We start from the raw sequence: 24172 nt of genomic DNA, 5'->3' as shown, positions 1-24172 counted from the left end.
ACCGGGTCAGCCCTTGATCGGCGCCCGGTCCAGGCGGACGTGGTCGACCGCCCAGAACCAGTTGTTGCCCGCGTCGTACATCCGGAACTTCAGCGTCACCGAGCCCGCCCCCGCCGGGACGGCGAACTGCCGCGCCACGAAGCTGTTCTGCACGTCCTTGCCGGCGTTGTCGTTCCCGCTCGCGTCCGAGCTGTAGAAGACCAGCCGGGTCTCCTGCCCGGTGTCGAAGACGGCCGTCACCGCCGCCTTCTGCGGCGCCTCCTGCCGGTAGTGCGAGTCGAAGCCCAGGTGCAGCGTGCCCACGCCCGCCGGGATCGCCACCGCCGGGGAGACCAGGGTGGAGTCGAACTTCCCCTTGCCCGAGGGCGCGCCGGTGTCGTCCCAGTCGTCCGGGTCGGCGACGGCCAGCACGCCCAGGCCCCGGGTGAAGTTGCCGCGGTCCTGCCCGGCCGGGTTGGACCAGGCCCGCTTGGTGTGGAAGGTCCAGCCCTGGAGCCGGACGGTGCCCTGCGGCATGCCCGGCGCGTTGACCACCGACCAGCCCTTCGGTGCCTGGGCCGTCCAGCCGGAGACGGTGCCGACCGGGGCGAGCAGCGGGGCCAGCTCCTCGAAGTCCTGGTCCAGCAGGTGACCGGTCATCACCGGGGCGGTGCGGGCGGCCAGTTCGCCGTCGGCCAGCACGAACCGCTGGCCGGAGCGGGCCCGGGCCGTGACCAGCAGGCGGTGCGCGGCGCCGTCCGGCAGCACGGCCGGCGGCTGCACCTCCCACTCGGCGGTGGCGGTGGCGCCCTCGGCCAGCGAGGCCGGGGCGGCGGTCACCTCCCGGACGGTCCAGCCCGGCGGGACCACCGGCCGGGCCTCCAGCCCGGTCAGTGCCGAGGCCGCCGTGAAGGCGGCCTTCACCCGGGCCGGCCGGCCCGGCAGCACGATCGCCTCGTCGATGGTGGCCGAGGCCGCGCCCAGCGCCACGTCCAGGACGAGCGCGTCCGCCAGGCCCATCGCCGGGTCGGTGACGCCCTGCTCCCGCCCGGGCATCCGCCCGGCGTAGCGCCGACGGAACGTCAGGTCGCCCTGCACGCCCACCGCCACGTCGTACCAGCCCTCGCGGCCGACCTTGACCCGCACCGGCCGGGTGTCCTGCCCGGTGATCCGGACCTCCTGGACGCCGCCGCCGTACGCCAGGTCGCCGATCAGGAAGGTCTGCGGGCTCCTCGACCGGTTGACCAGGTGGAACTCCAGCACCCGCTCGGCGCCGGACTCAGGGAACAGCTCGACCTCGTACGGGGCGGCCGCGTCGCCGCGCAGGTGCCAGAGCGCGCCGTTGGGCCCGTGCACCCGCAGGTCGTAGCCCTCGGGGCCGACCGGCCAGCTGTCCGAGAGCTTCTCCTTGGCTCCCACCGTGTAGTGCCGGGGCGCCGCGCCGGGCGCGGGGTAGGCGGCGAACACCGCGCCCTGCCTGCCGTGGTTGGCCAGGTCCAGCGTGAGCTGACCGTCCCTCACCCTCGGCTTCAGCTTGAGGTCGTACGGGGTCGGGCGCGCGGTGCGGGTGCCGGCCTGCTGACGGGGCGTCCGCTGCGGGCTGGGCACGATCGGGGCCGGGAGCTTGCCGGTGTCGGTGACCTTCTGGCGGTTGCCGCTGGTGTCGGGCAGCTGCGGCCAGACCGGGTCCTCGCCGGAGAAGTCGAAGACCGAGGTCAGGTCACCGGTGACGGCCCGCCGCCAGGGGCTGATGTTGGGCTCGGCCACGCCGAAGCGCTTCTCCAGGAAGCGCAGCACCGAGGTGTGGTCGTAGACGGTGGAGTCCACCACGCCGCCCCGGGTCCAGGGCGAGACCACCACCATCGGCACCCGCACGCCCAGCCCCATCGGGTACGGGCCGGACTCGAGCCTCTCCCCGGCCGGCAGCACGTCGGCCCAGGTCAGCGAACCGTCCGCGGCCTTCACCCGGTACCGGCCGTCCTGGCCGACCACCCGGTGGTAGGTCGAGCCGCCCTTGCTCACCCGCACCACCACCTCGCCGTCCACCGGCACGGTGGAGGCGCCGCGCCCGCCGGCCAGCGGCGGCACCGGGGGCAGCAGGTGGTCGAAGAAGCCGCCGTGCTCGTCGTAGTTGAGGATGAAGACGGTCTTGGCCCAGACCTCGGGCTCGGCGGCCAGCGCGGAGAGCAGCCGGGCCGTCAGGTGCTCGCCGTTCGGCGGCGCGTAGTTGGCGTGCTCGGAGAGCGCGGCGGGGGCGACCAGCCAGGAGACCTGCGGCAGCCGGTCGGCCCGCACGTCGGCGGTGAAGGCCTCCACCAGGGCGTCGCCCATGGCGAAGGGGTCACCCTTCTTCGCCGGGTCGCCGACCATCCGCAGGCCGCGCTCGTACAGCTCCTCGCCGGGCCCGGCCTTCTGGAAGGCGGCGAACCAGGCCAGCGCGTTGTCGTCGAAGTTGTCCAGCGCCTGGTAGGTCCTCCAGCTGATCCCGGCCGCCTGCAGCCGCTCGGCGTAGGTGGTCCACTCGTAGCCGCCGGGGATCTCGGTGTTGTCCGTCACCGGGACGTCCCGGACGGTGCCGCCGCTGGTGCCGGTCATGAAGTGGTCGCGGTTGGTGTTGGTGTTGCACTGCACCGAGGCGAAGTAGTGGTCGCAGGTGGTGAAGACCGAGGCGAGGGCCGAGTAGAACGGCATGTCGGCGGGCTCGTAGTAGCCCTGGCCCAGCCAGCCGGAGGAGCGGCGGGAGACGGCGCCGTCGGCCAGGCCGTCGTTCCACGCCTTCATCGAGTCCACGAAGCCGAAGGCCGGGGCGCCCTGCTGGTAGGCGTTGGTGTGCGCGGCGTTCATCGGGAACGGCGCCAGGTACCCCTCCTTCCGGGAGGAGTCCGGCTGGTGCAGCACCGAGCGGCCGTTGACCCCGCGCACGGCCGCCCGGTCCCCGAAGCCGCGCACCCCGGGCAGGGTGCCGAAGTAGTGGTCGAAGGCCCGGTTCTCCTGCATCAGCACCACCACGTGCTGGACGTCCGCCAGCTTCCCCGGCTTCGCCGGGGCGGCCAGCGCCTCCCGGACGCTGAGCGGCAGGGCGGACAGCACGGCGGCCGCGGCCGCGCCGCCGAGCAGGGTGCGGCGCGAGACTTCGGGACTCATCAGGGGGTGCTCCTCGTTCGGCTCCCGGCCGCGTTCCGGCCCGGACCCGCCCATGTCTAAGCGGCCGAGGTGTACAGACAACAATGATCACGTGACGGGCCGGGGACGAGATTGTCTGGACAACCTGACGGCCCGCCAGGAGCGGTCAGCCGACCGGCCAGGTGTGGACCGGCTCGCCGGTGCGGGAGTGCTCCATGTAACGGCGCGTCATGGCCGCGATGGCCGAGCCGCGGTCCATCCCGTAGTGGTCGCGCAGGCGGTGCACGGTGGCCGCCTGCCAGGCCGCGCCGTTGGTCCTGCGCAGGCAGCGCTGCTCGATGATGCCGAGGTAGCGGTCCCTGTCCCCCGGCTCCACGCCCCAGTCGTCCAGGCCCTGACGGGCCATCGGGAGCAGCTCGTTCAGCACCAGCTCGGTGGCGGCCACCGGTACGGTGCCCCGGGCGCCGCGGCCGGACTTCGGCCACTGCAGCACGGTGTCGATGCCGTACCGAGCGGCGCCGTGGAAGTTCTCGTCGGCCTGCTCGAAGGCCAGCCTGGTCCAGATCGGCCTGGGCTGTTCGGCCAGCACCCGGACCAGTCCGTAGTAGAAGGCCGCGTTGGCCAGGGTGTCCACCACCGTCGGCCCGGCCGGCAGACAGCGGTTCTCCACCCGCAGGTGCGGCACGCCGCCGGCGACGTCGTAGACCGGCCGGTTCCACCGGTAGATGGTGCCGTTGTGCAGCCGCATCTCGGCCAGCCTCGGGATGCCGCCAGAGGCCAGCACCTTGACCGGGTCCTCGTCGTCGCAGATCGGCAGCAGGGCCGGGAAGTACTTCTGGTTCTCCTCGAAGAGCTCCAGCGCGGAGTTCACCCAGCGCTCCCCGAACCAGGTGATGGGGCGCACGCCCTGCGCCTTGAGCTCGGCCGAACGGGTGTCACAGGCCTGCTGGAAGAGCACCGGCCTGGTCTCCCGCCAGAGCTCGCGGCCGAACAGGAAGGGCGAGTTCGCACCGAGCGCCAGCTGTACCGAGGCGATCGCCTGGGACGCGTTCCACACCGAGGCGAACCGCTCCGGGGTCACCTGGAGGTGGAGCTGCAGCGAGGTGGCGGCGGCCTCGGCCACCATCGTGACCGACTCCACGCTGAGCCGCTCCACCCCCTCGATGTCCAGCGCGATGTCCTCGCCCCGGGCGGCCAGTATCTGGTCGCTGAGCAGGGTGTACCGGTCGTTGTGCGACATCGCGTCAAGCCCGGTGTGGTCCAGGTCCAGGGTCGGCAGGATGCCCACCATGACGATCCGGGCCCCGACCTCCTCGGCCTTGCGGTCCGCGTACCGCAGCCCGGTGTCGATCTCCTCGCGCAGCTCGTCCAGCACGTGGCCGGTGAGGCGCCGGGGCGCGATGTTCAGCTCGATGTTGAACTGGCCCAGCTCGGTCTGGAAGTCCCCCGAGGCGATCGAGGAGAGCACCTGTTCGTTCCGCATCACCGGACGCCCCAGGTCGTCGGCCAGGTTGAGCTCGATCTCCAGCCCCACCATGGCCCTCGGACGGTCGAACCGGCCCTCGCGCAGCATCCGCTCCAGCGCGTCCAGACAGGACTGGAGCTTGCGCCGGTACAACTGCCGGTCCGACAGTTCCGCACGCGTCGCGACGACCTTCTCGCCCATGGGTGCCCCTCCACCTAGCCGAACGGTCCCTGCATCATGCCCAGCCCGAAGATCCCTAGCCTCCTGCTCGAACGCGGTTGCCGAACAAGGTTCCTGACGATACGTCAGACAATTCCCGACTTGCCACCGGGTACAGAATGTGATAAGAAAGTCACCCTGTGCATCCGTTCGATCAGGATTCGCACAGCTCCCGCCCGGCACCCGCCGCCCCGAAGCTCCTTCGAACGGCAGGCCCGCGCCCGCAAGCGACCATGCCCAACCGGACACGGCCCGGGTCCCCGACCCACCAGCCGGTATGCCGCACTCGCACGCCGTTTCCAGCACGGAGAGGCGACCCACCATGACCCTGCAGACCCCCCAGCCACCGCCGAGCGCCCTGCGCGCCGTCCTCGACGCGCTCGACTGTGAGTCAGCCCTCGGCCCGCTCGCGCCCCTCGCCCTCGCCACCGGCGAGGACGGGGGCGGGGACGAGCGGCTGCACCCCGCGCATCCGCTCGCGGTGCACGTCCTCGACGAGCCCGCCGCCCCCCTGGCGGGCGCCCGCCGGACGGGCTGGCGGTTCCTGATCGAAGCCGGCCTGGGCGGCCCCGTGGCCGCCGCCGAAGTCACCGAGACGGCCGAACAGCTCCACGTCTTCTCGCACTTCACCGCCGGCCCCTACCTGGATTCCACCCTGCGCGCCCTGCGCCAGGCCCACCAGATCGCCATCTCCGCCCGCACCCTGCACCACCCCCGGCTGCTCTCCATCCCCGGCCACTACGCCACCGCCCTCTGGCTCCACCACCCCGACCCGGGCCCCTCGGTGGACCTCCTCATCCCCCTCGCCCCGGCCCCGCTCGGCATCACCGCCCACCGCGTCTACCCCGCGGCCGACCTGCTCGCCCTCCTCGCCCGCCCGCTCGCGCCCGCCGGGCGCTCCTGACGCCCACTCACCCGAAAGGGCCACTGCCGCACGACCTTCCGGTCAGGCGGCAGTGGCCCTTTTTCCATCTGAACGGGTGATCCCTGGGCACCGCTTGTGGCGCATGTCACGAAATCGCTGCGGGAAGGCCTCGGGATGACGACACTGGGAACCGACGCGGGGGGTCGTCAGTCCTACCCGTCGGAGCGCCGGTTCACACCTGGGCCGGTCAGGGGAATCTGAAGCGAGGGTACGACGATGTGCCAGCACCAGCCTGAGTGTCCGTCCGCACTGTCCACCGACCGCGAGGCCGCCATCCCGATGGCGTTCCACCCCGACCAGGGCTGGAGCCTCCTGTGCAACGGCGTCCTCCTCTTCGAGGACACCGGCGAACTCCTCCCCGACGGCCGCATCATCGCCCCCCGCCGGCCGCTCGCCATCGCCTGACGGCCCGGCAGGGCAGCGCCCAGGGGCGCGGGGCCCCGCCTGATCTGCGGCTCCGCCGCGTGGGCGCGCCAGCACCGGCACATCCAGCGGCAGGGCAAACGCCAAGGGGCGCGAGGAACTGCGCGCTTCGGGAGGCGGCTCACCTGCAACTGACTCACCATCAGCCAGTTGCAGGTGCTGCCGTTCCCCTGCGGGGCGCTACCCCGTCAGCTGCCGTACTCGTCCAGCGGCGGGCAGGAGCACACCAGGTTCCGGTCACCGTACGCACCGTCGATGCGGCTCACCGGCGGCCAGTACTTGTCCGCCGGGTTGACGCCCGCCGGGAAGACCGCCTCCTGGCGGGTGTACGGGTGCTCCCACTCACCGGCCAGCGTCGCGGCGGTGTGCGGAGCGTTCCGCAGCGGGTTGTCCTCCGCCGCCCACTCGCCCGAACCGACCTTCTCGATCTCGCCGCGGATCTCGATCATCGCGTCGCAGAAGCGGTCGATCTCGTGCAGGTCCTCCGACTCGGTCGGCTCGATCATCAGCGTGCCCGCGACCGGGAACGACATGGTCGGAGCGTGGAAGCCGTAGTCGATCAGGCGCTTGGCGATGTCGTCCACCGTCACGCCCGTCTCCTTCGACAGCGGCCGCAGGTCGATGATGCACTCGTGCGCGACCAGCCCGCCCGGCCCGGTGTAGAGCACCGGGAAGTGCGGGGCGAGCCGCTTGGCGATGTAGTTGGCGTTCAGCACCGCGACCTGGGTGGCGCGCTTGAGGCCCTCGCCGCCCATCAGCCGGACGTACGACCAGGAGATCGGCAGGATCGCGGCCGAGCCCCACGGGGCGGCCGAGATCGGGCCGACGCCGGTGGCCGGGCCGGCCTCCGGCTGGAGCGGGTGGTTCGGCAGGTACGGGGCCAGGTGCGAGCGGACCGCGACCGGGCCGACACCCGGGCCGCCGCCGCCGTGCGGGATGCAGAAGGTCTTGTGCAGGTTCAGGTGCGAGACGTCCGCGCCGAACTTGCCGGGCTTGGCCAGGCCGACCAGCGCGTTGAGGTTGGCGCCGTCGACGTACACCTGGCCGCCGGCCTCGTGCACGGCCGCGCAGATCTCGGTGATCTCGGTCTCGTACACGCCGTGGGTCGACGGGTAGGTGACCATCAGCACCGAGAGCTGGTCGCGGTGCTGCTCGATCTTCGCCTTCAGGTCGGCGACGTCCACGTCACCGTCCGGCAGGGTCTTCACCACGACGACCCGCATCCCGGCCATCACCGCGGAGGCGGCGTTCGTGCCGTGCGCGGACGACGGGATCAGACACACGTCGCGCTCGACGTCGCCGTTGGCCCGGTGGTACGCCCGGACCGCCAGCAGACCGGCCAGCTCGCCCTGCGAACCGGCGTTCGGCTGGATCGACACGGCGTCATATCCCGTGACCTCCACCAGCTGCTGCTCCAGACCGCGGATCAGCGACAGGAAGCCCGCGGCCTGGTCGACCGGCGCGAAGGGGTGCAGCTGGCCGAACTCGGGCCAGGTGACCGGCTCCATCTCGGTGGTGGCGTTGAGCTTCATGGTGCAGGAGCCGAGCGGGATCATGCCGCGGTCCAGCGCGTAGTCCCGGTCCGAGAGGCGGCGCAGGTAGCGCAGCATCGCGGTCTCCGAGCGGTGGCTGTGGAAGACCGGGTGGGTGAGGTACTCGTCCTCGCGCAGCAGCGCGGCGGGCAGCGCGTCGGCGGTCTCGGTGACCTCGGCGGTGACGCCGAAGGCGGACCAGACGGCGGCCAGGTGCTCGCGGGTGGTGGTCTCGTCGCAGGAGATCGAGAGGGTGTCCTCGTCGGCCTGGTAGAGGTTCACGCCGTTGGCGCGCGCGGCGGCGGCGATCTCGGCGGCCTTGCCGGGGACCTTCGCCGTGACGGTGTCGAAGAACTGACCGGCCGTCAGCTCCACGCCGCCGGCGCGCAGACCCTCGGCCAGCGCGGCCGCGTAGCGGTGGGTGCGGCGGGCGATCTCGGCCAGGCCGTCCGGGCCGTGGTAGACCGCGTACATCGAGGCCATGACGGCCAGCAGCACCTGGGCGGTGCAGATGTTGGAGGTGGCCTTCTCGCGGCGGATGTGCTGCTCGCGGGTCTGCAGGGCCAGGCGGTAGGCGCGGTTGCCGTCGGCGTCCACCGAGACGCCGACCAGGCGGCCGGGCAGGTTCCGGGCGTACGCGGCCTTCACGGCCAGGTAGCCGGCGTGCGGGCCGCCGAAGCCCATCGGGACGCCGAGGCGCTGCGAGGTGCCGCAGGCGATGTCGGCGCCGAGCGAGCCCGGGGACTTCAGCAGGGTGAGGGCCAGCAGGTCGGCGGCGACCGCGACGACCGCGCCGAGGCCGTGGGCCTGCTCGATCACCGGGGCGAGGTCGCGGACCTCACCGGAGGCACCGGGGTACTGGAGCAGCACGCCGAAGACACCGCGCTCGGCGGTCTCGGCCGGGATGCCGGCGGACAGGTCGGCGACGACCACCTCGACACCGGTCGGCTCGGCGCGGGTCTGGATCACCGCGATGGTCTGCGGCAGGGTGTCGGCGTCGACCAGGAAGACGCCGCCCTTGACCTTGGTGACCCGGCGGGCCAGCGACATCGCCTCGGCGGCCGCGGTGCCCTCGTCGAGCAGCGAGGAGCCGGAGGTGTCCAGGCCGGTCAGGTCGGCGACCACGGTCTGGAAGTTGATCAGCGCTTCCAGGCGGCCCTGCGAGATCTCCGGCTGGTACGGGGTGTAGGCGGTGTACCAGGACGGGTTCTCCAGCACATTCCGCAGGATCACCGGCGGGGTGAAAGTGCCGTAGTAGCCGAGGCCGATCATGGACTGCAGGACGGTGTTGCGGTCGGCCAGCTCGCGCAGCTCGGCGAGCACCTGGGCCTCGCTCCGGCCGGCGGGGAGGCCCAGGGCGGTCAGGCTCTTGATGGCGTCCGGCACGGCGGCGTCGGAGAGCTCGTCCAGCGAGCCGTAGCCGACCTGCGCCAGCATCTTCTCCTGGGCGGCGGCGTCGGGGCCGATGTGACGGTTCTCGAACGGGCTCGCGAGTTCGAGCTCGGTGAGGGTCGGCTTGGCGTTCATGGGGGTCGAGGCCTCCTGGTCACGGACCGGCGGGGGTACGCACGCCGTCGGCCATCGCCGCCGTGGGACAGCGGGGGCCTCGAACGCACGAACCCGTCAGGCCTCCCCCTCTGTCATCTGTACCTGAGAGCTTCGCCCGCACGTGGCGGCCCGCGGCCGCCCGTCGGCTTGCACCGTCGGTGAGGGTGGGGCCCGCCGGCTCCCTCGCCGTCGGTCCTGCCCTGCTTTCCAGAGTGACCTACCCCGCACGGTACGGATGCCTGAGAGATTCCGGGGAGGGTTTGCTCCTTCGGCGCCCTTCTCCGCCGGAGCGGAGGGGACTCTCCCGAGCGGGCTCGGCAGTCGCGCCCAGGGTACCAGCGGTCGCGCCGCAGATCACGGGCGCCCCCGGCGCACTCCCACGGCCCGCGACGCGCCCTCGAACGGCCCCATCCCCTCCCCAACGGCGGCGTTCGAATGGCCGACGTCCGATAGATGGCTTTTCGTGTGAAGTGCGGCCGGGCAGTTCTGCCGACCGCCCCCTGACGGAGTGTCAGGGGTGCTTTCGTACCTCGCCCCTGGAGGACAGCGTGCAGACCGACATCGACCCGCGAGACCTGATCGGGCACAAGGCGGTCGACCGGAACGGTGACAAGATCGGCACCGTCGACGAGGTCTACCTCGACGACGCGACCGGCGAACCCGAGTGGGCGGCCGTCCGCACCGGGATCTTCGGCCGGGACGCGTTCGTCCCGCTGACCACCAGCGAGTTCTCCGGCGAGGAGCTCAAGGTCCCCTACGACAAGTCGCTGATCAAGGAGTCCCCCGACTTCGGCGTCGGCCAGCACCTCTCCCCGGCGCAGGAACTCCAGCTCTACCGCTACTACGGCCTGGAGACCGGCACGCCCGTCGCCGCCCCGGTGGCGGCCGCCGCCCTCGCCACCAACGGCTCGGACACGGCCAAGGACCTCGACTTCGGCACCATCGGCACCACCAGCAAGGAAAGCAGCAGCGTGAACGCGACCACCACCGCCCCGACCATGACGGCCGCCCCGATGGCCTTCACCGCCACCACCGAGATGCCCCCCGCCCCGGTCACCACCAAGCCGGCCGAGCCCACCACCCCCACCGTCCCCGGCAACGCCCCCAGCGGCCCGGTCGAGATCACCTGCCGCGAGGAGCGCCTCGACGTCACCACCGAGTGGCACGTGCTGGGCACCGCGAAACTGCGCAAGTACGTCACCTCCGAGGCGGTGGAACGCAAGGTCCCGGTGGTCAAGGAACGGGTCCGGGTCGAACGCGTCCCCGTCACCGAGGCCGAACGGGCCGCCCTCAGCGAACAGGAGATCGCCGAGGCCGTCGAGGAGGTGACCCTCCGGGAGGAACGCCCGGTGGTCCGCAAGTACCTCGCCCCCGTCGAACGCGTCCGCCTGGTGGTCGAGCGCTACACCGAGGAAGCCGTCATCCACGAGGAACTCCGCCGCGAACAGGTCGAGATCCACGACGACACCACCACCCCCGACACTCCCCCGCCGCCCCAGACCACCGGCCGCCCCGAACCCCTGCGCCCCTCCTGACACCCCCTCACGAAGCCGCCCCGCACCCCCATGCCGGGCGGCTTCGGCGCACTCCGCACCACGTCGCCCAAGCTTCACCCCCTCCCCACCTCACCCCCGCCCGCCCAGCAGGGCACCACGTCGCCCAAGCTTCACCCCCTCCCCACCTCACCCTCGCCCGCCCAGCAGGGCACCACGTCGCCCAAGCTTCACCCCCTCCCCACCTCACCCCCGCCCGCCCAGCAGGGCACCACGTCGCCCAAGCTTCACCCCCTCCCCACCCCACCCCCGCCCGCCCGGCAGGGCACCACTTTGCCAAAGCTTCACCAGAGAATATTTGACACAGTGAAGTATCTCCGGTCATGGTTACTTCAGTCCCTTGACTTTCAACTGAAGGAAGCTTCCGTGAGGCCGAGCAGCACGCGCGTGCTCCCCGCCCTGGTGCTGGCGATGCTGGCATTCAGCGTGGTGCAGACCGCCGTCGTCCCGATCCTGCCCTCGCTGGCGCGCGAACTGGACGTGTCCGGTTCCAGCATCACCTGGCTCATGACGGCGAACCTGCTGTCAGCCGCCGTCCTGACCCCGCTGCTCGGCCGCTTCGGCGACCTCCGCGGCCGCAAGCCGATGCTGCTGGTCTCGCTCGCCGGCCTGGTCGCCGGCTCCGCGCTGGCGGTCAGCACCCACTCGTTCACCTGGCTCGTGGTCGCCCGCGTGCTCCAGGGCGCCGGCGGCGGCGTGCTGCCGCTGGCGATCAGCATCGTCCGTGACGAGCTCCCCAAGGAGAAGGTCACCGGCGGCGTCGCGGCCATCTCCGCCTCGATGGGCGTCGGCTCCGGCCTCGGCCTGGTCGCCACCGGCCTGCTCCTCGAGCACTGGGACTACAAGTCCATCTTCTGGATGGGCCTCGCCTTCGGCCTGGTCGCCATCGCCCTGGTCGCCCTGCGCGTCCCGACCGACCCGGTGATCGACAAGAACGGCGGCGCCGACCCGCTCGGCGCACTCACCCTGGCCGGCTGGCTCTCCGCGCTGCTGATCGCGGTCTCCCAGGGCAACACCTGGGGCTGGACCTCCAACCGCACCCTGGGCCTGTTCGCCGCCGCCGCCGTGATCGCCCTGGTCTGGGGGATCATCGAGGTCAAGGTCAAGCACCCGCTGGTCGACATGAAGATGATGGCCCGTCCGGCCGTCGCGTTCACCAACATCTCCGGCCTGCTGATCGGCTTCGGCATGTACGGCTCGTTCATGGTGATCAGCAACTTCGCCCAGACCCCGGAGAAGCTCGCCCACTACGGCTTCACCGCCACCGTGCTGCACGCCGGCGTCATGCTGCTGCCCTCCGCGCTCGGCTCGATGGTCGCCGCCCCGGTCGGCGCGCTGCTGATCGCCCGCCGCGGCCCCCGCCTGCCGCTGGTGCTCGGCGGCCTGCTCGGCTCGGCCGGCATGGTCTACCTGGCGCTGCGTCACTCCGCCGAGGGCGACATCTACTTCGCCTCCGCCGTCTTCGGCCTCGGCGTCGGCCTCGCCTACGCGGCGATGCCCGCCTACATCAACGGCGCCGTCCCGATCGAGCAGTCCGGCATCGCCAACGGCATGAACGCGGTGCTGCGCACCGTCGGTGGCGCCATCGGCACCGCCGTGATGGCCGCGATCCTGACCGGCGACACCATGAAGCTGCCGATCCCGGTCCAGCTGCCCACCCTGGACGCCTACAAGCACGCGTTCTGGGTCGCCGCCGCCGTCTGCCTGGTGGCCGCCGCCGTCCCGTTCGCGATCCGCCGGATCAAGGAGACCCCCGCTCCCGTCGAGGCCGCCGCCTCGCCCGAGCTGGTGAAGACCGACGCCTGACGAGGCGTCACCACCGGGCGTGCTCAGGGACGGGTCACGCCCGGTGGGCTCCGGCCGCCGCCGGTACGTGAGGGCATCACGCCCGGACGAGCGGCCGCAGGATGAATGGCCCCCGCACCGATGGACACGGTGCGGGGGCCGTCGTCATTCCCCCTCGTCCTCATCCTCTTCGGCCGGCCGCGCCATCCCCGGCCGCAGCGGCAGCGGCCCCGAGGGCTCCAGCTCCGGATCGTCCACGGCGAAGGTCCGCACCCGGCCCACCCCGCCCTGCGGCGTCTCGAAGCGCACCGTCACCCGCCCCACCCCGCTCCCCTGCACCCACCCCGGCCCGTGCTGAGCGTGCGTCACGTCCTGCCCCGGCCGCCACTGCCGCACCACCACCGCCGCCGCGGCCGTCTCCTCCGGCACCTCCGCCTCCGGCGCCCCGGCCGCCTCCGCCTCCCGCTCCTCCCGCTCGGCCTGCGCGAACAGGTCCTCCTGGGTGAAGTCGGCCAGCTGCGCCACACCGACCCCGAGCAGCCGCACCCCGCCGGTGATGTCCACCTGCTGGGCCAGCCGCCGGGCCGTCTCGGCGATCACCACCGCGTCGTCCGTCGGGGACCGCAGCGTCTCGGAGCGGGTGATGGTGGAGAAGTCGAAGCGCCGCACCTTGAGCACCACCGTCCGCCCCGAGCGCCCGGCGGCGTGCAGGCGGCGGACGCAACGGACCGTCAGTTCGTCGATCTCGCGCAGCACCCGGCCCCGGTCGGCCAGGTCCACCTCGAAGGTGTCCTCGACCGAGACGGACTTGGCGTCCCGGTCGGGGACCACCGGGCGCTCGTCCAGGCCCAGCGCCATGTGGTGCACCCCGGCCCCGTGCGCCCGGCCGAGCAGCTGCACCAGCTCGCCCTCGCCGGCCTCCGCCAGGTCCTTCACCGTGGTCAGCCCGGCCCGCCGCAGCACCTGCTCGGTGGCCGGGCCGATCCCGGGCAGCGCCCGCACCGACATGGTGGAGAGCACCGCCCGCTCCTGGCCGACGCCGATCAGCACCAGCCCGTCCGGCTTGGCCTCCTCCGAGGCGATCTTGGCCATCAGCTTCGAGCCGGCCAGCCCGACCGAGCCGGTCAGGCCCGTCCGCTCCGCGATGTCGGCCCTCAGGTCGGTGGCGATCGCGACCGCCATCTCCGCCCCCGCCGCCGGATCCGCCGCGGCCAGCGCCGGCCCGTACGGGCCGGCCTCCAAGTCCACGAAGGCCTCGTCCACGCTGAGCGGCTCGACCAGCGGGGAGAGCTCCCGCAGCAGCGCCATCACCACCTCGCTGACCTGCCGGTAGGCGTCGTAGCGCCCGCTCAGGAAGGCCGCGTTGGGGCAGAGCCGGCGGGCCTGGGCCATCGGCATCGCCGAGTGCACACCGAACCGGCGGGCCTCGTACGAGGCGGTGGAGACCACGCCCCGCACCCCGAGGCCGCCGACGATCACCGGCTTCCCGCGCAGGCTCGGCTTGGCCGCCTGCTCCACCGCGGCGAAGAAGGCGTCCATGTCGAGGTGGAGAATGCTAGGCACCGACCGCACCCGCCGATCATCCCGCACGCCACCGACAACTCCGGTCAGCGCGGCGCGGCCACCGCGACCCCGACGCCGTGCTCCTTGTCCCCCCAGAAGGTCGGGTCCGGCTCCAGGGCGGCGTCGAAGGCCGCCTTGGCCGCCCCCGGGATCTCCCGCAGCCCGCCGTAGTACCAGGTGGAGTTCGGGTCCTCGTCCACGCCCACGGCGTAGGAGTCGATCCCGGCGGCCTGACAGAGCGCCAGCGCCCGCCGGGCGTGGAAGGTCTGACTGATCAGCACCGCGTGGTCGACCAGGAAGACGTGCTTGGCCCGGGTGCAGGAGTCCCAGGTGTCGAAGCCCGCGTAGTCCTCGACCACCTTGTGGGCCGGCACGCCGTGCTCGACCAGGTAGGTCTTCATCGCGGTGGACTCGTCGTACTCGGTGCGGCTGTTGTCCCCGGTGACCAGAACCGCCTGGATCTTCTCCTGCCGGTACAGCTCCACCGCCGCGTCCAGCCGGTGCGCCAGGTACGGCGAGGGCTTCCCCTCGAAGAGGCCGGCCCCGAAGACCACGCCCACCGGCGCGGCCGGAGCCCCGGCCACCGTGCCGACCCGGTCACCCGCCGCCAGCCAGAGCCAGCTCATCGGCACCAGACCGAGCACGGAGGCCACCACCAGGGTCTGGAACCACCGCCGCTGGGTGGCCCGGCTCCGCAGCAGCCGGGCCACCGCGGCCCGTCCGTGCAGCGCCCCTCGGCGCACCAGCCGTCCTGTCCGTCGCACCGCTCGCACTCGCGTTCTCCCCTTGTCGTCCGCGGGGAGTGACGCCGGGTCAGCCCGCCCGGTTGCGCCGCTGCGCCAGCTCGTCGCCCGGGTCGTAGCCGACCACCGTCTCACCGGTGTCGGTCCGCTCGGCGTGCAACCGCCCGAGCGTGCCCTCCAGCTCCTGCCGGACGGCGCCGACCGCGATGCCGAACATGCCCTGACCACCCTTCAGCAGGTCGACCACCTGCTGCGGCGAGGTGCACTCGTACACCGTGGCGCCGTCGGACATCAGGGTCAGCCCGGCCAGGTCGCCCTCGTCCACGCTCTGCAGGTGGCCGACCGCGATCCGGATGTTCTGCAGCGAGACGCCGGTGTCCAGCAGCCGCTTGACGATCTTCAGCAGCAGGATGTCCCGGAAGCTGTACAGCCGCTGCGCGTTGGCCGGGTAGGCCGTCCGCACGCTCGGCTCCAGCAGGCCCGTACGGGCCCAGTAGTCCAGCTGGCGGTAGGTGATGCCGGCCGCCGCGCAGGCCGTCGGCCCGCGGTAGCCGATCAGCGCCGAGGTCGGTGCCAGCCGCTCGATGGCCGGCTGGCCCGGCTGCACCGCGGGGAAGCGCGCGAACCGCGGCAGCTCCACCCCGGGCTCCAGGCCCTCCCGGGACCGCTCCAGCACCGTGCGTGCGGAGCGCGGGACGTGCACGGAGCACTGGCCGGTGCCGTCCGCACCGTTGCCCGAGCCGCTCATGCCTACCTCCGTCCGCTCCGTCGTGATGGGCCGTCATGGCCGGCGGCACATGCCGCCGGAGCCACAACTGACGGTAGGCAGTCGCCCAGGACCCGTCAACGATCGCCACGCCGGGGCACCGGGACCATGTCACCCGGCCGAGTGGTTTTTCGTGCCCCTAGTGTGGGTAGACGAACGCCCTTTGGCAAAAGCCGATTTGCGGAACGGACCGGCCGGGGGCTACTGACCCCCGGTCAGAAAGCGGTCACTGCTGGCCACCGAAGTCCTCCGGCGAGACCTGGTCCAGGAACTCACGGAACTTCTCGACCTCGTCCTCCTGCTCGTCCGGGATCGCGATGCCCGCCTCGGCGAGCACCTCCTCCGCGCCGAAGATCGGCGTCCCGGTGCGCAGCGCCAGCGCTATCGCGTCGGACGGCCGGGCGCTGACCTCGACCCCGCCGGAGAACACCAGGTCGGCGTAGAACACGCCGTCCCGCAGATCACTGATCCGGACCTCGGTCAGGTCCTGGCCGAGCGCCTCCAGCACGTCCTTGAACAGGTCGTGGGTCAGCGGCCGGACCGGCGTCATCCCCTGCTGGGCGAACGCGATCGCGGTGGCCTCTCCAGGACCGATCCAGATCGGCAGGTACCGATCTCCCCCGACCTCCCGAAGCAGCACGATCGGCTGATTGGAAGGCATCTCCACCCGGACACCCACGACGTCGAGCTCATTCACACTGGCAACCCTATGGCCCCGGTCCCGGATATGAAAGCGCAGCCGCTCAGCGGCCGGTCGACGGCGCCCGGACGAACGGACAACGTTCACTGCGCGAACCACTACGTGCGGGCCTTCAGCCCCGCCTGCACCATCGCCGCGTGCAGCCGCACCGAGAGCGTGGCCAGCTCCCGCGCCGTCGCCTCGGCATGCGCCCGGGTCTGCGGATTGCGGTGCCGGCGCAGCGGCGCGACCACCTGGTCCACCAGTGCCACCTCGCGGTCGGCCGCCGCCTTCATCGCCCGCAGGTGCCGCGGCTCCAGCCCGAACCGGCCCAACTCGCCCACCAGCCGGGCGACCTGGAGCGCCTCGCCGTCGTAGCCGCCGTCCGGCCCCGCGGCGATCAGCCCGTAGGACTCCCACTCCGTCAGCTCCGCCTCGCCCGCCTCGGCGGCCGCCAGCAGCTCGGCACGGCCCAGCCGGACCCCGCCGCCGGACGGCAGCGCGACCAGCTCGCGGTCGGCCTCCTCCACCGGGCCCGGCCGGTTGTCGGGCGCGGGGAGGGCCGGCGGCGCCTCGCCGCGCTCGATGGCGTCCAGGTGCTCGCGGATCACCCGCAGCGGCAGGTAGTGGTCGCGCTGCATCCGCAGCACGTACGCCAGCCGGTCCAGGTCGGCGGTGCTGAACTTGCGGTAGCCCGAGGGCGTCCGCTGGGGCTCCACCAGCCCCTCCGCCTCCAGGAAGCGGATCTTCGAGATGGTGACCTCGGGGAAGTCGTCCCGCAGGAACGCCAGCACCGCGCCGATACTGAGCAGTTCGTCGCCGCGCCGCCTGACCTCGCCCGCTCGGCGCGAACCCGGAACGGGCGAGGACTCGGTGGTGGAAGGGGTGGTCACACGGGCTCCTGCCGACGTCGGATCCAGTCCCCCCGGACAACGGCCTTGCGGTCTCAGTACCCCCGGTGCTGGCTGGCGAAGAAGACCAGCCGGTACTTGCCGATCTGCACCTCGTCGCCGTTGCCCAGCTGGACTTCGTCGATCCGCTCCCGGTTCACGTAGGTGCCGTTCAGGCTGCCCACGTCGGCGACGGTGAAGCCGCCCGGGTGGCGCCTGAACTCCACGTGCCGGCGGGAGACCGTGACGTCGTCGAGGAAGATGTCGCCCTCGGGGTGACGGCCCGCCGTGGTGACGTCCTTGTCCAGCAGGAAGCGGCTGCCCGAGTTCGGGCCGCGCTGCACGATCAGCAGCGCCGAGTGCGGCGGCAGCGAGTCGATCGCGGCCAGCACGTCGGCGGAGAGCGCCGGGGTGGCGCCGGTGCCGGTCGTGGTGTTGGGGTCGTAGGACTCCAGGCCGTGGATCGAGATCGTCGAGGTGACCTCGGCCGAGTGCTCCGGCGCGCCGCCGCGCAGCTGGTTGCCGCAGTTGGAGCAGAAGCGTGCCGTGGCGGGGTTCTGGTTCCCGCAACGGGGACACGGGGACGGACCACCAGCCATGTTCACAGCCTCCTGGAGGTCCACACCCGGCAGGGTCTGACCGGCATAGGGGTCGTTCGGGGCGAACCCTCCACCAGAGGTTGAGGGTCCCGACGGGAAACCTATGCGCGGAGCGCCGGACTGGTCGACCGACGCGCCGTAAGCCGCCGCATTCTGCCCACCGTCGCGGAACAGCGGACGCTCGGCGTACCCCGCCGACTCCGGCGAGGGACGCATCCCCGGCACCGAGGACTCGTCCGCCCGGTGGCGGGCGGTGGGCTGCTCGACCGCCGCAGCGCGGTTCTTGTTGCGGCCGAACAGCTTCGAGAACAGACTCACGGGCGAATCCCCTTGCGTGTGACAGACCCGCCCGCGGGGCAGGGTGTGCGGTTCGGACAGGCAACCGGCCGGTGTCGCGGCCGGATTCGGACGGGCGCTCGGCCCCAGTCTCCCCGACCGGGATGCCCACGCCCGCACCGGGGGCGGTGCGGAACTGACGGACCGTACGTCGGTCGGGCCGTCACTTCGCCGCCGGCTTGGCGTACTGAGGGACCGTCGGAGCGGCCAGCGCGTCGACCACGACCTTCTGCTCCTGGGTGATGGTCGCGCGCGCCTTCTGCTTCTCCAGGCTGCGCACCACCCCTCCGGGGATGTTCAGCGCGGGTGTCAGATCCTGCGGGTTCCCCACCACGGTGAACCGGTACGGGGCGGACAGGACCTTGCCGTCCACCTGCACGCGGTCCTCACCGCTGTCGGTGAAGTAGCTGCCGGCCACCACTCGCACGTCGTTGATCTGAATCGCCTCCGCCCCTGCGGCTCGGAGTTCCTGCAGGGTGTCCAGCAGCATATCGGCCTTCACCTGCCGCTGGGGATCATCGATCGTCAGCACGATCCCCGGACCGGTCGCGCGGACCGTACCCGCCAGCACCCCGAGCTCCGTCGCCTTCTTCCTGGTCTGCTCCTGGGCCTCCTTGGCCTGGTTGGAGCTGTTCTCCAACTGCGCCAGGGACTGCTCCAGCTGCGTCTTCTCCTGCTGGAGACGCTGCTGACGGCTGTCCAGTTCGTCGAGGATGCGGACCAGGTCCTCCTGGCGGGCGCCGCGCAGCTGGCTGTGGTCGTTGGTCGAACGCACCTGCACCGCCAGCGCGAAGCCGAGCACCAACAGCAGCGTGGCCACCACGAGCTGACCGCGCGACAGGCGTGGCGGCCAGAGCGCGGTCCGCAGCCGCCGGCGCGGGGTGTTCTCGTCCACCGCGACCTCGGGCTCCGGTCCGGGCGCGAACCCGGGCTCAGGCTCCGGCTCGGGCTCGGGCTCGGGTACCGGCTGGTCCGCCTTCTCCGCCGGCTCGGGCGTGTCGGACTGCTCCGGCTCCTCCGGAGCGGGCTCCGGCTTCTGCTCTTCCGCTGCCATCGCTCTCCCTCTCAGGCCCGGAACACGTGCCGGCGGATCGCCGCGGCGTTGGAGAAGATCCGGATGCCGAGCACGACCACCACACCGGTGGAGAGCTGCGAGCCCACGCCCAGCTGGTCGCCCAGGTACACGATGAGCGCGGCCACCACCACGTTGGAGAGGAAGGAGACCACGAAGACCTTGTCGTCGAAGATCCCGTCCAGCATCGCCCGGACGCCGCCGAACACCGCGTCCAGCGCCGCCACCACCGCGATCGGCAGGTACGGCACCACGGCGTCGGGCACCTCGGGCTGCACGATCAGACCGGCGACCACGCCGATCACGAGACCCAGCACGGCAATCACGGGGTAGCTGCTCCTGAGGTGTCGGGCTGCGCGTACCGCAGCGTGATGCCGAGCGCGCCCGGCACCGTCAGCTTCTTCTGCACGGTGAGCGTGGACTTGATGCCGTAGCTGTCCTGAATGATCTTCAGGTACCGCCCGGCCTCGCCGTCCTGGAAGGACTGGCCGAACTTGGCCCCGTCACCGATCGCCAGCACGGTGTACGGCGGCACCAGCGGGCGGTTGTCGACCAGCACCGCGTCGCCGGCCGCCCGGATCGCGGAGAGCTCGGTGAGCCGCTGGCCGTTGATCGCGACGGCCTCCGCCCCGGCCCGCCAGACGCCGTTGACGACCAGTTGGAGGTCGCGGTCGCGGAGCCGGCCGGTGTTGGAGAAACCGTCCGCCTGCCGCGGGTCGGAGACGCTGCCGCCGGCACCGGTGCCCGAGGCGTCCTCCAGCACCAGCTTGAACCCGGGGCCGACCGCCTCGGCGGTGCCCGCACGGGTGGCCAGCTCGGCCAGCGCCGAGCCGCCGTCGCTCTGCAGCGCCTGGCCCTGGGCCCGCTCCACCTTCCCGCGGAGGTCCTGGATCTGCTGCTGCATGTGGTCGGCCGAGCCGGTGGCGTCCTGCACCCGCTGCACCAGGGCGTCCCGCTCGCGGGCCAGGGTCGGCGCCGCCTGCTGGGTGTTCACCGCCCCGACGGTCACCACGGTGGTGGCCAGCGCCAGGCCGAGGGCCAGCACCAGCTTGCCCTTCACCGCCGTCGGCATCCGGCTCGGCCCCTGGCCCTCACGGGCCTTGGCTGCCTCGGCGTAGCCCTCGTCCAACCCGTGGTCCATGACGCTGGTCAGCAGGGACATCGAGGCGTCAGGGCGCGCGTAGCGTCCGTCCCGGTCGGTCGGCCTCGGCGATGCTGGCATGCGAGACATCGTCCCATGTCGCCGACCGGGTGAACGCACACCCCCCGCCGTGAACTGCCCGATCGGTCACCTGATCGTGGCCGGAACGTCCCGGGGCGGACGGTTCGCACCGCCCGCCCCGGTCACCGCGTCCCGCTACCTCCCCGCGCCGTCCACCACGGCCGCCCACTCGTCGAGCAGCTGCTGGGTCGCCGCGTCGTCCGGGCCCTCCGCCCACAGGTGGGTGACGGCCTCGGCCGGGTCCGGCAGCACCAGCGTCCAGCGCCCGTCCGCCTCGACCACCCGAACGCCGTCGGTGGTGTCCAGCCGCCGGTTGCCCGCCGCCTCCACCACCGAGCGCATCACCATGCCCTTGGCCGCCCACGGCGTGGCGATGTCCCGCCGCTGGATGTGCGCCTGCGGGATCCGCGCGTCGATCTGACTCAGCGTCAACTGGGTCCGCGCCACCAGCCCGACCAGCCGCACGAAGGCCGCGGCCCCGTCCAGCACGCCGCTGAACTCCGGCACCACGAAACCACCGCGGCCGTCCCCGCCGAAGATCGTCGAGTCGGTCGAGGCCGCCTTGGCCAGGTCGTCCGGCGAGGTGGTCGTCCAGATCACCTGGGTGCCGTGGTACGCCGCCACCTGCTCGGCGATCCGGGTGGTGGTCACCGGCAGCGCCACCTGCCCGCTCCGCCGCTCGGCCGCGACCAGGTCCAGCAGCACCAGCAGTGCCCGGTCGTCCTCGATCACCCGGCCGAGCTCGTCCACGAAGGAGACCCGCTCGCCGACCGGGTCGAACCGCACCCCGAAGGCAGCGCGCGAGGAGGAGACCAGCTCCCCCAGCCGGGCCAGCCCGGCCCGCCGCTCCTCCGCGTCCTCCGTCGGCCGCGCCTCGTCCAGGCCGCCGCTGACGGTGAGCGCCTCCACCCCGAGCCGCCCGAGGATCGAGGGCAGCACCAGCCCGGCACTGCCGTGCGCGGCGTCCACCACGACCTTGAGCCCGGCCTCCCTGACTCCCCTGGTGTCCACCGCCCGCAGCAGGTTCCCCGCGTACGAGTCGAAGACGCTGCCCGGGTGGCTGAGGTCCCCAATCTCGCCCGGGAAGGCCCGGCGGTACTCCTGCCGCGCGTACACCCGGTCCAGCTTTCGCTGCCCGGCCTGCGACAGGTCCGCCCCGCGCTCGTCCAGGAACAGGATGTCCAGCGAGTCCGGCACCCCGGGCGAGGTCCGTAGGAAGATCCCGCCGGCACTGCCCCGTGCGGTGTGCTGCCGGGCCACCGGCAGCGGCACGTTCTCCAGGTCGCGGACGTCGATCGCACTGGTCTGGAGGGCAGAGATCATCGCCCGTTTGAGTGCCCGGGCACCACGCGAGTGGTCACGCGCAATGGTGACGGTGGCACCCTTCTTCAGCGTGGTGGCGTACGCCCCGGCCAGCCGGACGGCCAGCTCCGGGGTGATCTCCACGTTGAGGATCCCGGAGACGCCGCGTACCCCGAAGAGGTGCTCCTGCCCCCGGGACTCCCAGATCACCGAGGTGTTGACGAAGGCTCCGGCCTCGATGGTCTTGAACGGGTAGACCCGGACGTTGCCCGAGATGATCGACTCCTCGCCGATCAGGCACTCGTCCCCGATCACCGCCCCGTCCTCGATCCGGGCGGCCCGCATCACGTCGGTGTTCTTGCCCACCACACAGCCGCGCAGGTTGGACTGCGGCCCGATGTACACGTTGTCGTGGATCACCGCCTTGTGCAGGAACGCGCCCCGCTTCACGACCACGTTGGAGCCCAGCACGGTGTGCTCCCGCAGCTCCACCCCGGCCTCGACCTTGGCGTAGTCCCCGATGTACAGCGGCCCGCGCAGCACCGCCTCCGGGTCCACCTCGGCCCCCTCGGCGATCCACACCCCGGGAGAGATCTCGAAGCCGTCGAGCTCGACGTCGACCTTCCCGTCCAGGACGTCCGCCTGCGCCTTCCCGTAGCTCTCGTGGGTGCCCACGTCCTCCCAGTAGCCCTCGGCGACGTAGCCGAAGACCGGCTTGCCCTCCTTGAGCAACTGCGGGAAGACGTCGCTCGACCAGTCCACCACCTCGCCGGCCGCGACGTAGTCGAAGACCTCCGGCTCCATGACGTAGATCCCGGTGTTCACGGTGTCCGAGAAGACCTGCCCCCACGTCGGCTTCTCCAGGAACCGCTCGACCCGGCCCTCCTCGTCGGTGATGGTGATCCCGAACTCCAGCGGGTTCGGCACCCGGGTCAGACAGACCGTCACCAGAGCGCCCTTGCTCCGGTGGAACTCGATCAGATCGGTGAGGTTGAAGTCGGTCAGCGCGTCACCGGAGATCACCAGGAACGAATCGTCCCTGAGCGCGTCCTCCGCGTTCTTGACGCTTCCGGCCGTACCGAGCGGGACCTCCTCATTGGCATAGGTGAGGTGCATACCCAGTTCTTCGCCGTCCCCGAAATAGTTCTTCACCAGGGAGGCGAGGAACTGCACGGTGACGACGGTGTCCGAGAGGCCGTGTCGCTTCAGCAGCCTCAGTACGTGCTCCATGATCGGGCGGTTCGCCACCGGCAGCAGTGGTTTGGGCATGCTCGAGGTCATCGGGCGAAGGCGAGTTCCCTCGCCCCCTGCCATCACAACGGCTTTCATTCGGGTGCGTCCTCCTTCGCGGCTCTGGAAAACCCCTGCACGGGCTTCCATCAAACCGTTCCGCAGGCATCTCTACCCGTTGAGTCTCCCGCGACGCACCGGAGGGGCGTGGGACTCGTCTCGTCCCACGCCCCTCCGGAGCACCGCACTTCTCCGCGGTCAGGCCGCGACGGCCCGTTCCGCCCTGATCAACTGACGCGCCTGAACGGCGTACAGGATGCCCGACCACCAGTAGAGGACCGTGCCCCACCAGATGAACGCCCAACTCACCACCGCGGCCGGATCGGCCACCCAGCTGGTACCGACGCCCAGGAGCAGCAGCGGAAACGCGTACATCAGGTTGAAGGTCGCCGCCTTCCCCAGGAAGGCCACCTGCAGCGGCCCGTACCCGTACCGGCCCAACACCAGCAACCAGAGCCCCACGAACACCTCCCGCGCCAGCAGGATCGCCGTGACCCACCAGGGCAGGATCTCCCGCCAGGTCAGACCCACCAGGGTCGACAGCACGTACAGCCGGTCCGCCGCCGGGTCAAGGATCTGCCCGAGCCGGCTGATCTGCCCCCACCGCCGGGCGAGTTTCCCGTCCAGGTAGTCGCTGACCCCACTCAGCATCAGGATCGCGATCGCCCAACCGTCGTTGTTGGGCCCCCCGAACACCGGCCAGAGAATCAGCCACAGGAAGATCGGAACGCCCACCAGCCGGCCCATGCTCAGCAGGTTGGGAATGGTGAGGACGCGGTCGGTCTGGACGCGCGTCTCCTGGACCTCCACGCGGGGGCCTCCCTGTACGGTACGAAAACGGTGCGGACTGACCATACAACAGAGAAGCCCCCCATCCTGAGGATGAGGGGCTTCTCTTGAATGATTGTTCGGCGGCGTCCTACTCTCCCACAGGGTCCCCCCTGCAGTACCATCGGCGCTATGAGGCTTAGCTTCCGGGTTCGGAATGTAACCGGGCGTTTCCCTCACGCTATGACCACCGAAACACTATGAAACTGTCAACCGCACCACCCCCGTGACCAAACGGGGTGGGGTCGTTGTTTCAGAACAACACAGTGGACGCGAGCAACTGAGGACAAGCCCTCGGCCTATTAGTACCGGTCAGCTCCACCCCTTACA

18 protein-coding genes, 1 rRNA gene and 1 riboswitch are annotated in these 24172 nt (G+C 71.7%); of the genes, 4 read left to right on the top strand and 15 right to left on the bottom strand.

Annotated features, from left to right (window positions below; genetic code table 11):
* Nucleotides 1-6: 6 nt before the first annotated feature.
* The gene (locus ACZ6ZR_RS00095; RefSeq protein WP_465637698.1) at nt 7-3123 is read right to left on the bottom strand and encodes a phosphocholine-specific phospholipase C; all 3117 of its coding nucleotides are present in this window, start codon (nt 3121-3123) and stop codon (nt 7-9) included.
* Between the two features lie 145 nt (nt 3124-3268).
* A complete protein-coding gene (locus ACZ6ZR_RS00090; RefSeq protein WP_465637696.1) occupies nt 3269-4768 on the bottom strand; it encodes a glutamate-cysteine ligase family protein in 1500 nt (499 codons plus the stop codon).
* A 340-nt stretch (nt 4769-5108) separates the two neighbouring features.
* On the opposite strand from ACZ6ZR_RS00090, the gene ACZ6ZR_RS00085 reads away from it, so the two are divergent.
* Together ACZ6ZR_RS00085 and ACZ6ZR_RS00080 are read left to right on the top strand one after the other, a co-directional pair.
* On the top strand, nt 5109-5690 hold the full coding sequence (locus tag ACZ6ZR_RS00085; protein ID WP_465637694.1) for a hypothetical protein: 582 nt from the start codon (nt 5109-5111) through the stop codon (nt 5688-5690).
* Nucleotides 5691-5927: 237 nt separating this feature from the next.
* Nucleotides 5928-6116 carry a DUF5999 family protein gene (locus ACZ6ZR_RS00080; protein WP_465637693.1) on the top strand — a complete coding sequence of 63 codons (189 nt, stop codon included), beginning with the start codon at nt 5928-5930 and terminating at the stop codon, nt 6114-6116.
* Nucleotides 6117-6322: 206 nt separating this feature from the next.
* On the opposite strand, the gene gcvP is transcribed toward ACZ6ZR_RS00080, so the two are convergent.
* Nucleotides 6323-9193 carry an aminomethyl-transferring glycine dehydrogenase gene (gene gcvP, locus ACZ6ZR_RS00075; protein ID WP_465637691.1) on the bottom strand — a complete coding sequence of 957 codons (2871 nt, stop codon included), beginning with the start codon at nt 9191-9193 and terminating at the stop codon, nt 6323-6325.
* 238 nt (nt 9194-9431) lie between these two features.
* A riboswitch (glycine riboswitch) is annotated at nt 9432-9531 on the bottom strand.
* Between the two features lie 231 nt (nt 9532-9762).
* On the opposite strand from gcvP, the gene ACZ6ZR_RS00070 reads away from it, so the two are divergent.
* Nucleotides 9763-10749: a PRC and DUF2382 domain-containing protein gene (locus ACZ6ZR_RS00070; RefSeq protein WP_465637689.1), complete on the top strand. Its 987-nt coding sequence runs from the start codon at nt 9763-9765 to the stop codon at nt 10747-10749.
* 384 nt (nt 10750-11133) lie between these two features.
* On the top strand, nt 11134-12573 hold the full coding sequence (locus ACZ6ZR_RS00065) for an MFS transporter (protein WP_465637688.1): 1440 nt from the start codon (nt 11134-11136) through the stop codon (nt 12571-12573).
* 144 nt (nt 12574-12717) lie between these two features.
* Here ACZ6ZR_RS00065 and ACZ6ZR_RS00060 read toward each other — a convergent pair whose 3' ends face one another.
* The 12 genes from ACZ6ZR_RS00060 to rrf form a co-directional block, all read right to left on the bottom strand.
* Entirely contained in the window at nt 12718-14124 is a 1407-nt protein-coding gene (locus ACZ6ZR_RS00060; protein WP_465637686.1) for a DNA polymerase IV, read from the bottom strand.
* A gap of 35 nt (nt 14125-14159) precedes the next feature.
* Nucleotides 14160-14858 (bottom strand): SanA/YdcF family protein, encoded by a 699-nt coding sequence (locus ACZ6ZR_RS00055; RefSeq protein WP_465637684.1) that lies wholly within the window; start codon nt 14856-14858, stop codon nt 14160-14162.
* 70 nt (nt 14859-14928) lie between these two features.
* The gene (locus ACZ6ZR_RS00050) at nt 14929-15606 is read right to left on the bottom strand and encodes a MerR family transcriptional regulator (protein WP_465637682.1); all 678 of its coding nucleotides are present in this window, start codon (nt 15604-15606) and stop codon (nt 14929-14931) included.
* Nucleotides 15607-15850: 244 nt separating this feature from the next.
* On the bottom strand, nt 15851-16321 hold the full coding sequence (locus tag ACZ6ZR_RS00045) for a bifunctional nuclease family protein (RefSeq protein ID WP_380148371.1): 471 nt from the start codon (nt 16319-16321) through the stop codon (nt 15851-15853).
* A 101-nt stretch (nt 16322-16422) separates the two neighbouring features.
* Entirely contained in the window at nt 16423-17115 is a 693-nt protein-coding gene (gene ftsR / locus ACZ6ZR_RS00040; protein ID WP_465638472.1) for a transcriptional regulator FtsR, read from the bottom strand.
* Between the two features lie 134 nt (nt 17116-17249).
* Nucleotides 17250-18110: an FHA domain-containing protein gene (locus tag ACZ6ZR_RS00035; RefSeq protein WP_465637680.1), complete on the bottom strand. Its 861-nt coding sequence runs from the start codon at nt 18108-18110 to the stop codon at nt 17250-17252.
* A gap of 181 nt (nt 18111-18291) precedes the next feature.
* A complete protein-coding gene (locus tag ACZ6ZR_RS00030) occupies nt 18292-19182 on the bottom strand; it encodes a DUF881 domain-containing protein (protein WP_465637678.1) in 891 nt (296 codons plus the stop codon).
* 11 nt (nt 19183-19193) lie between these two features.
* On the bottom strand, nt 19194-19526 hold the full coding sequence (locus ACZ6ZR_RS00025; protein WP_465637676.1) for a small basic family protein: 333 nt from the start codon (nt 19524-19526) through the stop codon (nt 19194-19196).
* Nucleotides 19523-20422: a DUF881 domain-containing protein gene (locus tag ACZ6ZR_RS00020; protein ID WP_465637674.1), complete on the bottom strand. Its 900-nt coding sequence runs from the start codon at nt 20420-20422 to the stop codon at nt 19523-19525. The genes ACZ6ZR_RS00025 and ACZ6ZR_RS00020 overlap by 4 nt, the downstream gene beginning before the upstream one ends.
* Before the next feature lie 135 nt (nt 20423-20557).
* Nucleotides 20558-23053 carry a sugar phosphate nucleotidyltransferase gene (locus tag ACZ6ZR_RS00015; protein WP_465637672.1) on the bottom strand — a complete coding sequence of 832 codons (2496 nt, stop codon included), beginning with the start codon at nt 23051-23053 and terminating at the stop codon, nt 20558-20560.
* Between the two features lie 159 nt (nt 23054-23212).
* A complete protein-coding gene (locus ACZ6ZR_RS00010) occupies nt 23213-23824 on the bottom strand; it encodes a CDP-alcohol phosphatidyltransferase family protein (RefSeq protein WP_465637670.1) in 612 nt (203 codons plus the stop codon).
* Between the two features lie 96 nt (nt 23825-23920).
* Nucleotides 23921-24037 (bottom strand): 5S ribosomal RNA (gene rrf, locus ACZ6ZR_RS00005).
* Nucleotides 24038-24172 lie beyond the last annotated feature (135 nt).

The organism is Kitasatospora sp. NPDC088742, assembly GCF_055584905.1.
The sequence above is the reverse complement of the archived record's forward strand: the minus strand, read 5'-3'. Positions and strand labels throughout refer to the sequence as shown.

Coding starts and splice junctions, on each gene's coding strand:
- gcvP (WP_465637691.1), bottom strand. CDS start 9,193: ATGAACGCCAAGCCGACCCTCACCGAGCTCGAACTCGCGAGCCCGTTC.
- ACZ6ZR_RS00015 (WP_465637672.1), bottom strand. CDS start 23,053: ATGAAAGCCGTTGTGATGGCAGGGGGCGAGGGAACTCGCCTTCGCCCG.
- ACZ6ZR_RS00050 (WP_465637682.1), bottom strand. CDS start 15,606: ATGAGCGGCTCGGGCAACGGTGCGGACGGCACCGGCCAGTGCTCCGTG.
- ACZ6ZR_RS00080 (WP_465637693.1), top strand. CDS start 5,928: ATGTGCCAGCACCAGCCTGAGTGTCCGTCCGCACTGTCCACCGACCGC.
- ACZ6ZR_RS00090 (WP_465637696.1), bottom strand. CDS start 4,768: ATGGGCGAGAAGGTCGTCGCGACGCGTGCGGAACTGTCGGACCGGCAG.
- ACZ6ZR_RS00020 (WP_465637674.1), bottom strand. CDS start 20,422: ATGCCAGCATCGCCGAGGCCGACCGACCGGGACGGACGCTACGCGCGC.
- ACZ6ZR_RS00030 (WP_465637678.1), bottom strand. CDS start 19,182: ATGGCAGCGGAAGAGCAGAAGCCGGAGCCCGCTCCGGAGGAGCCGGAG.
- ACZ6ZR_RS00095 (WP_465637698.1), bottom strand. CDS start 3,123: ATGAGTCCCGAAGTCTCGCGCCGCACCCTGCTCGGCGGCGCGGCCGCG.
- ACZ6ZR_RS00085 (WP_465637694.1), top strand. CDS start 5,109: ATGACCCTGCAGACCCCCCAGCCACCGCCGAGCGCCCTGCGCGCCGTC.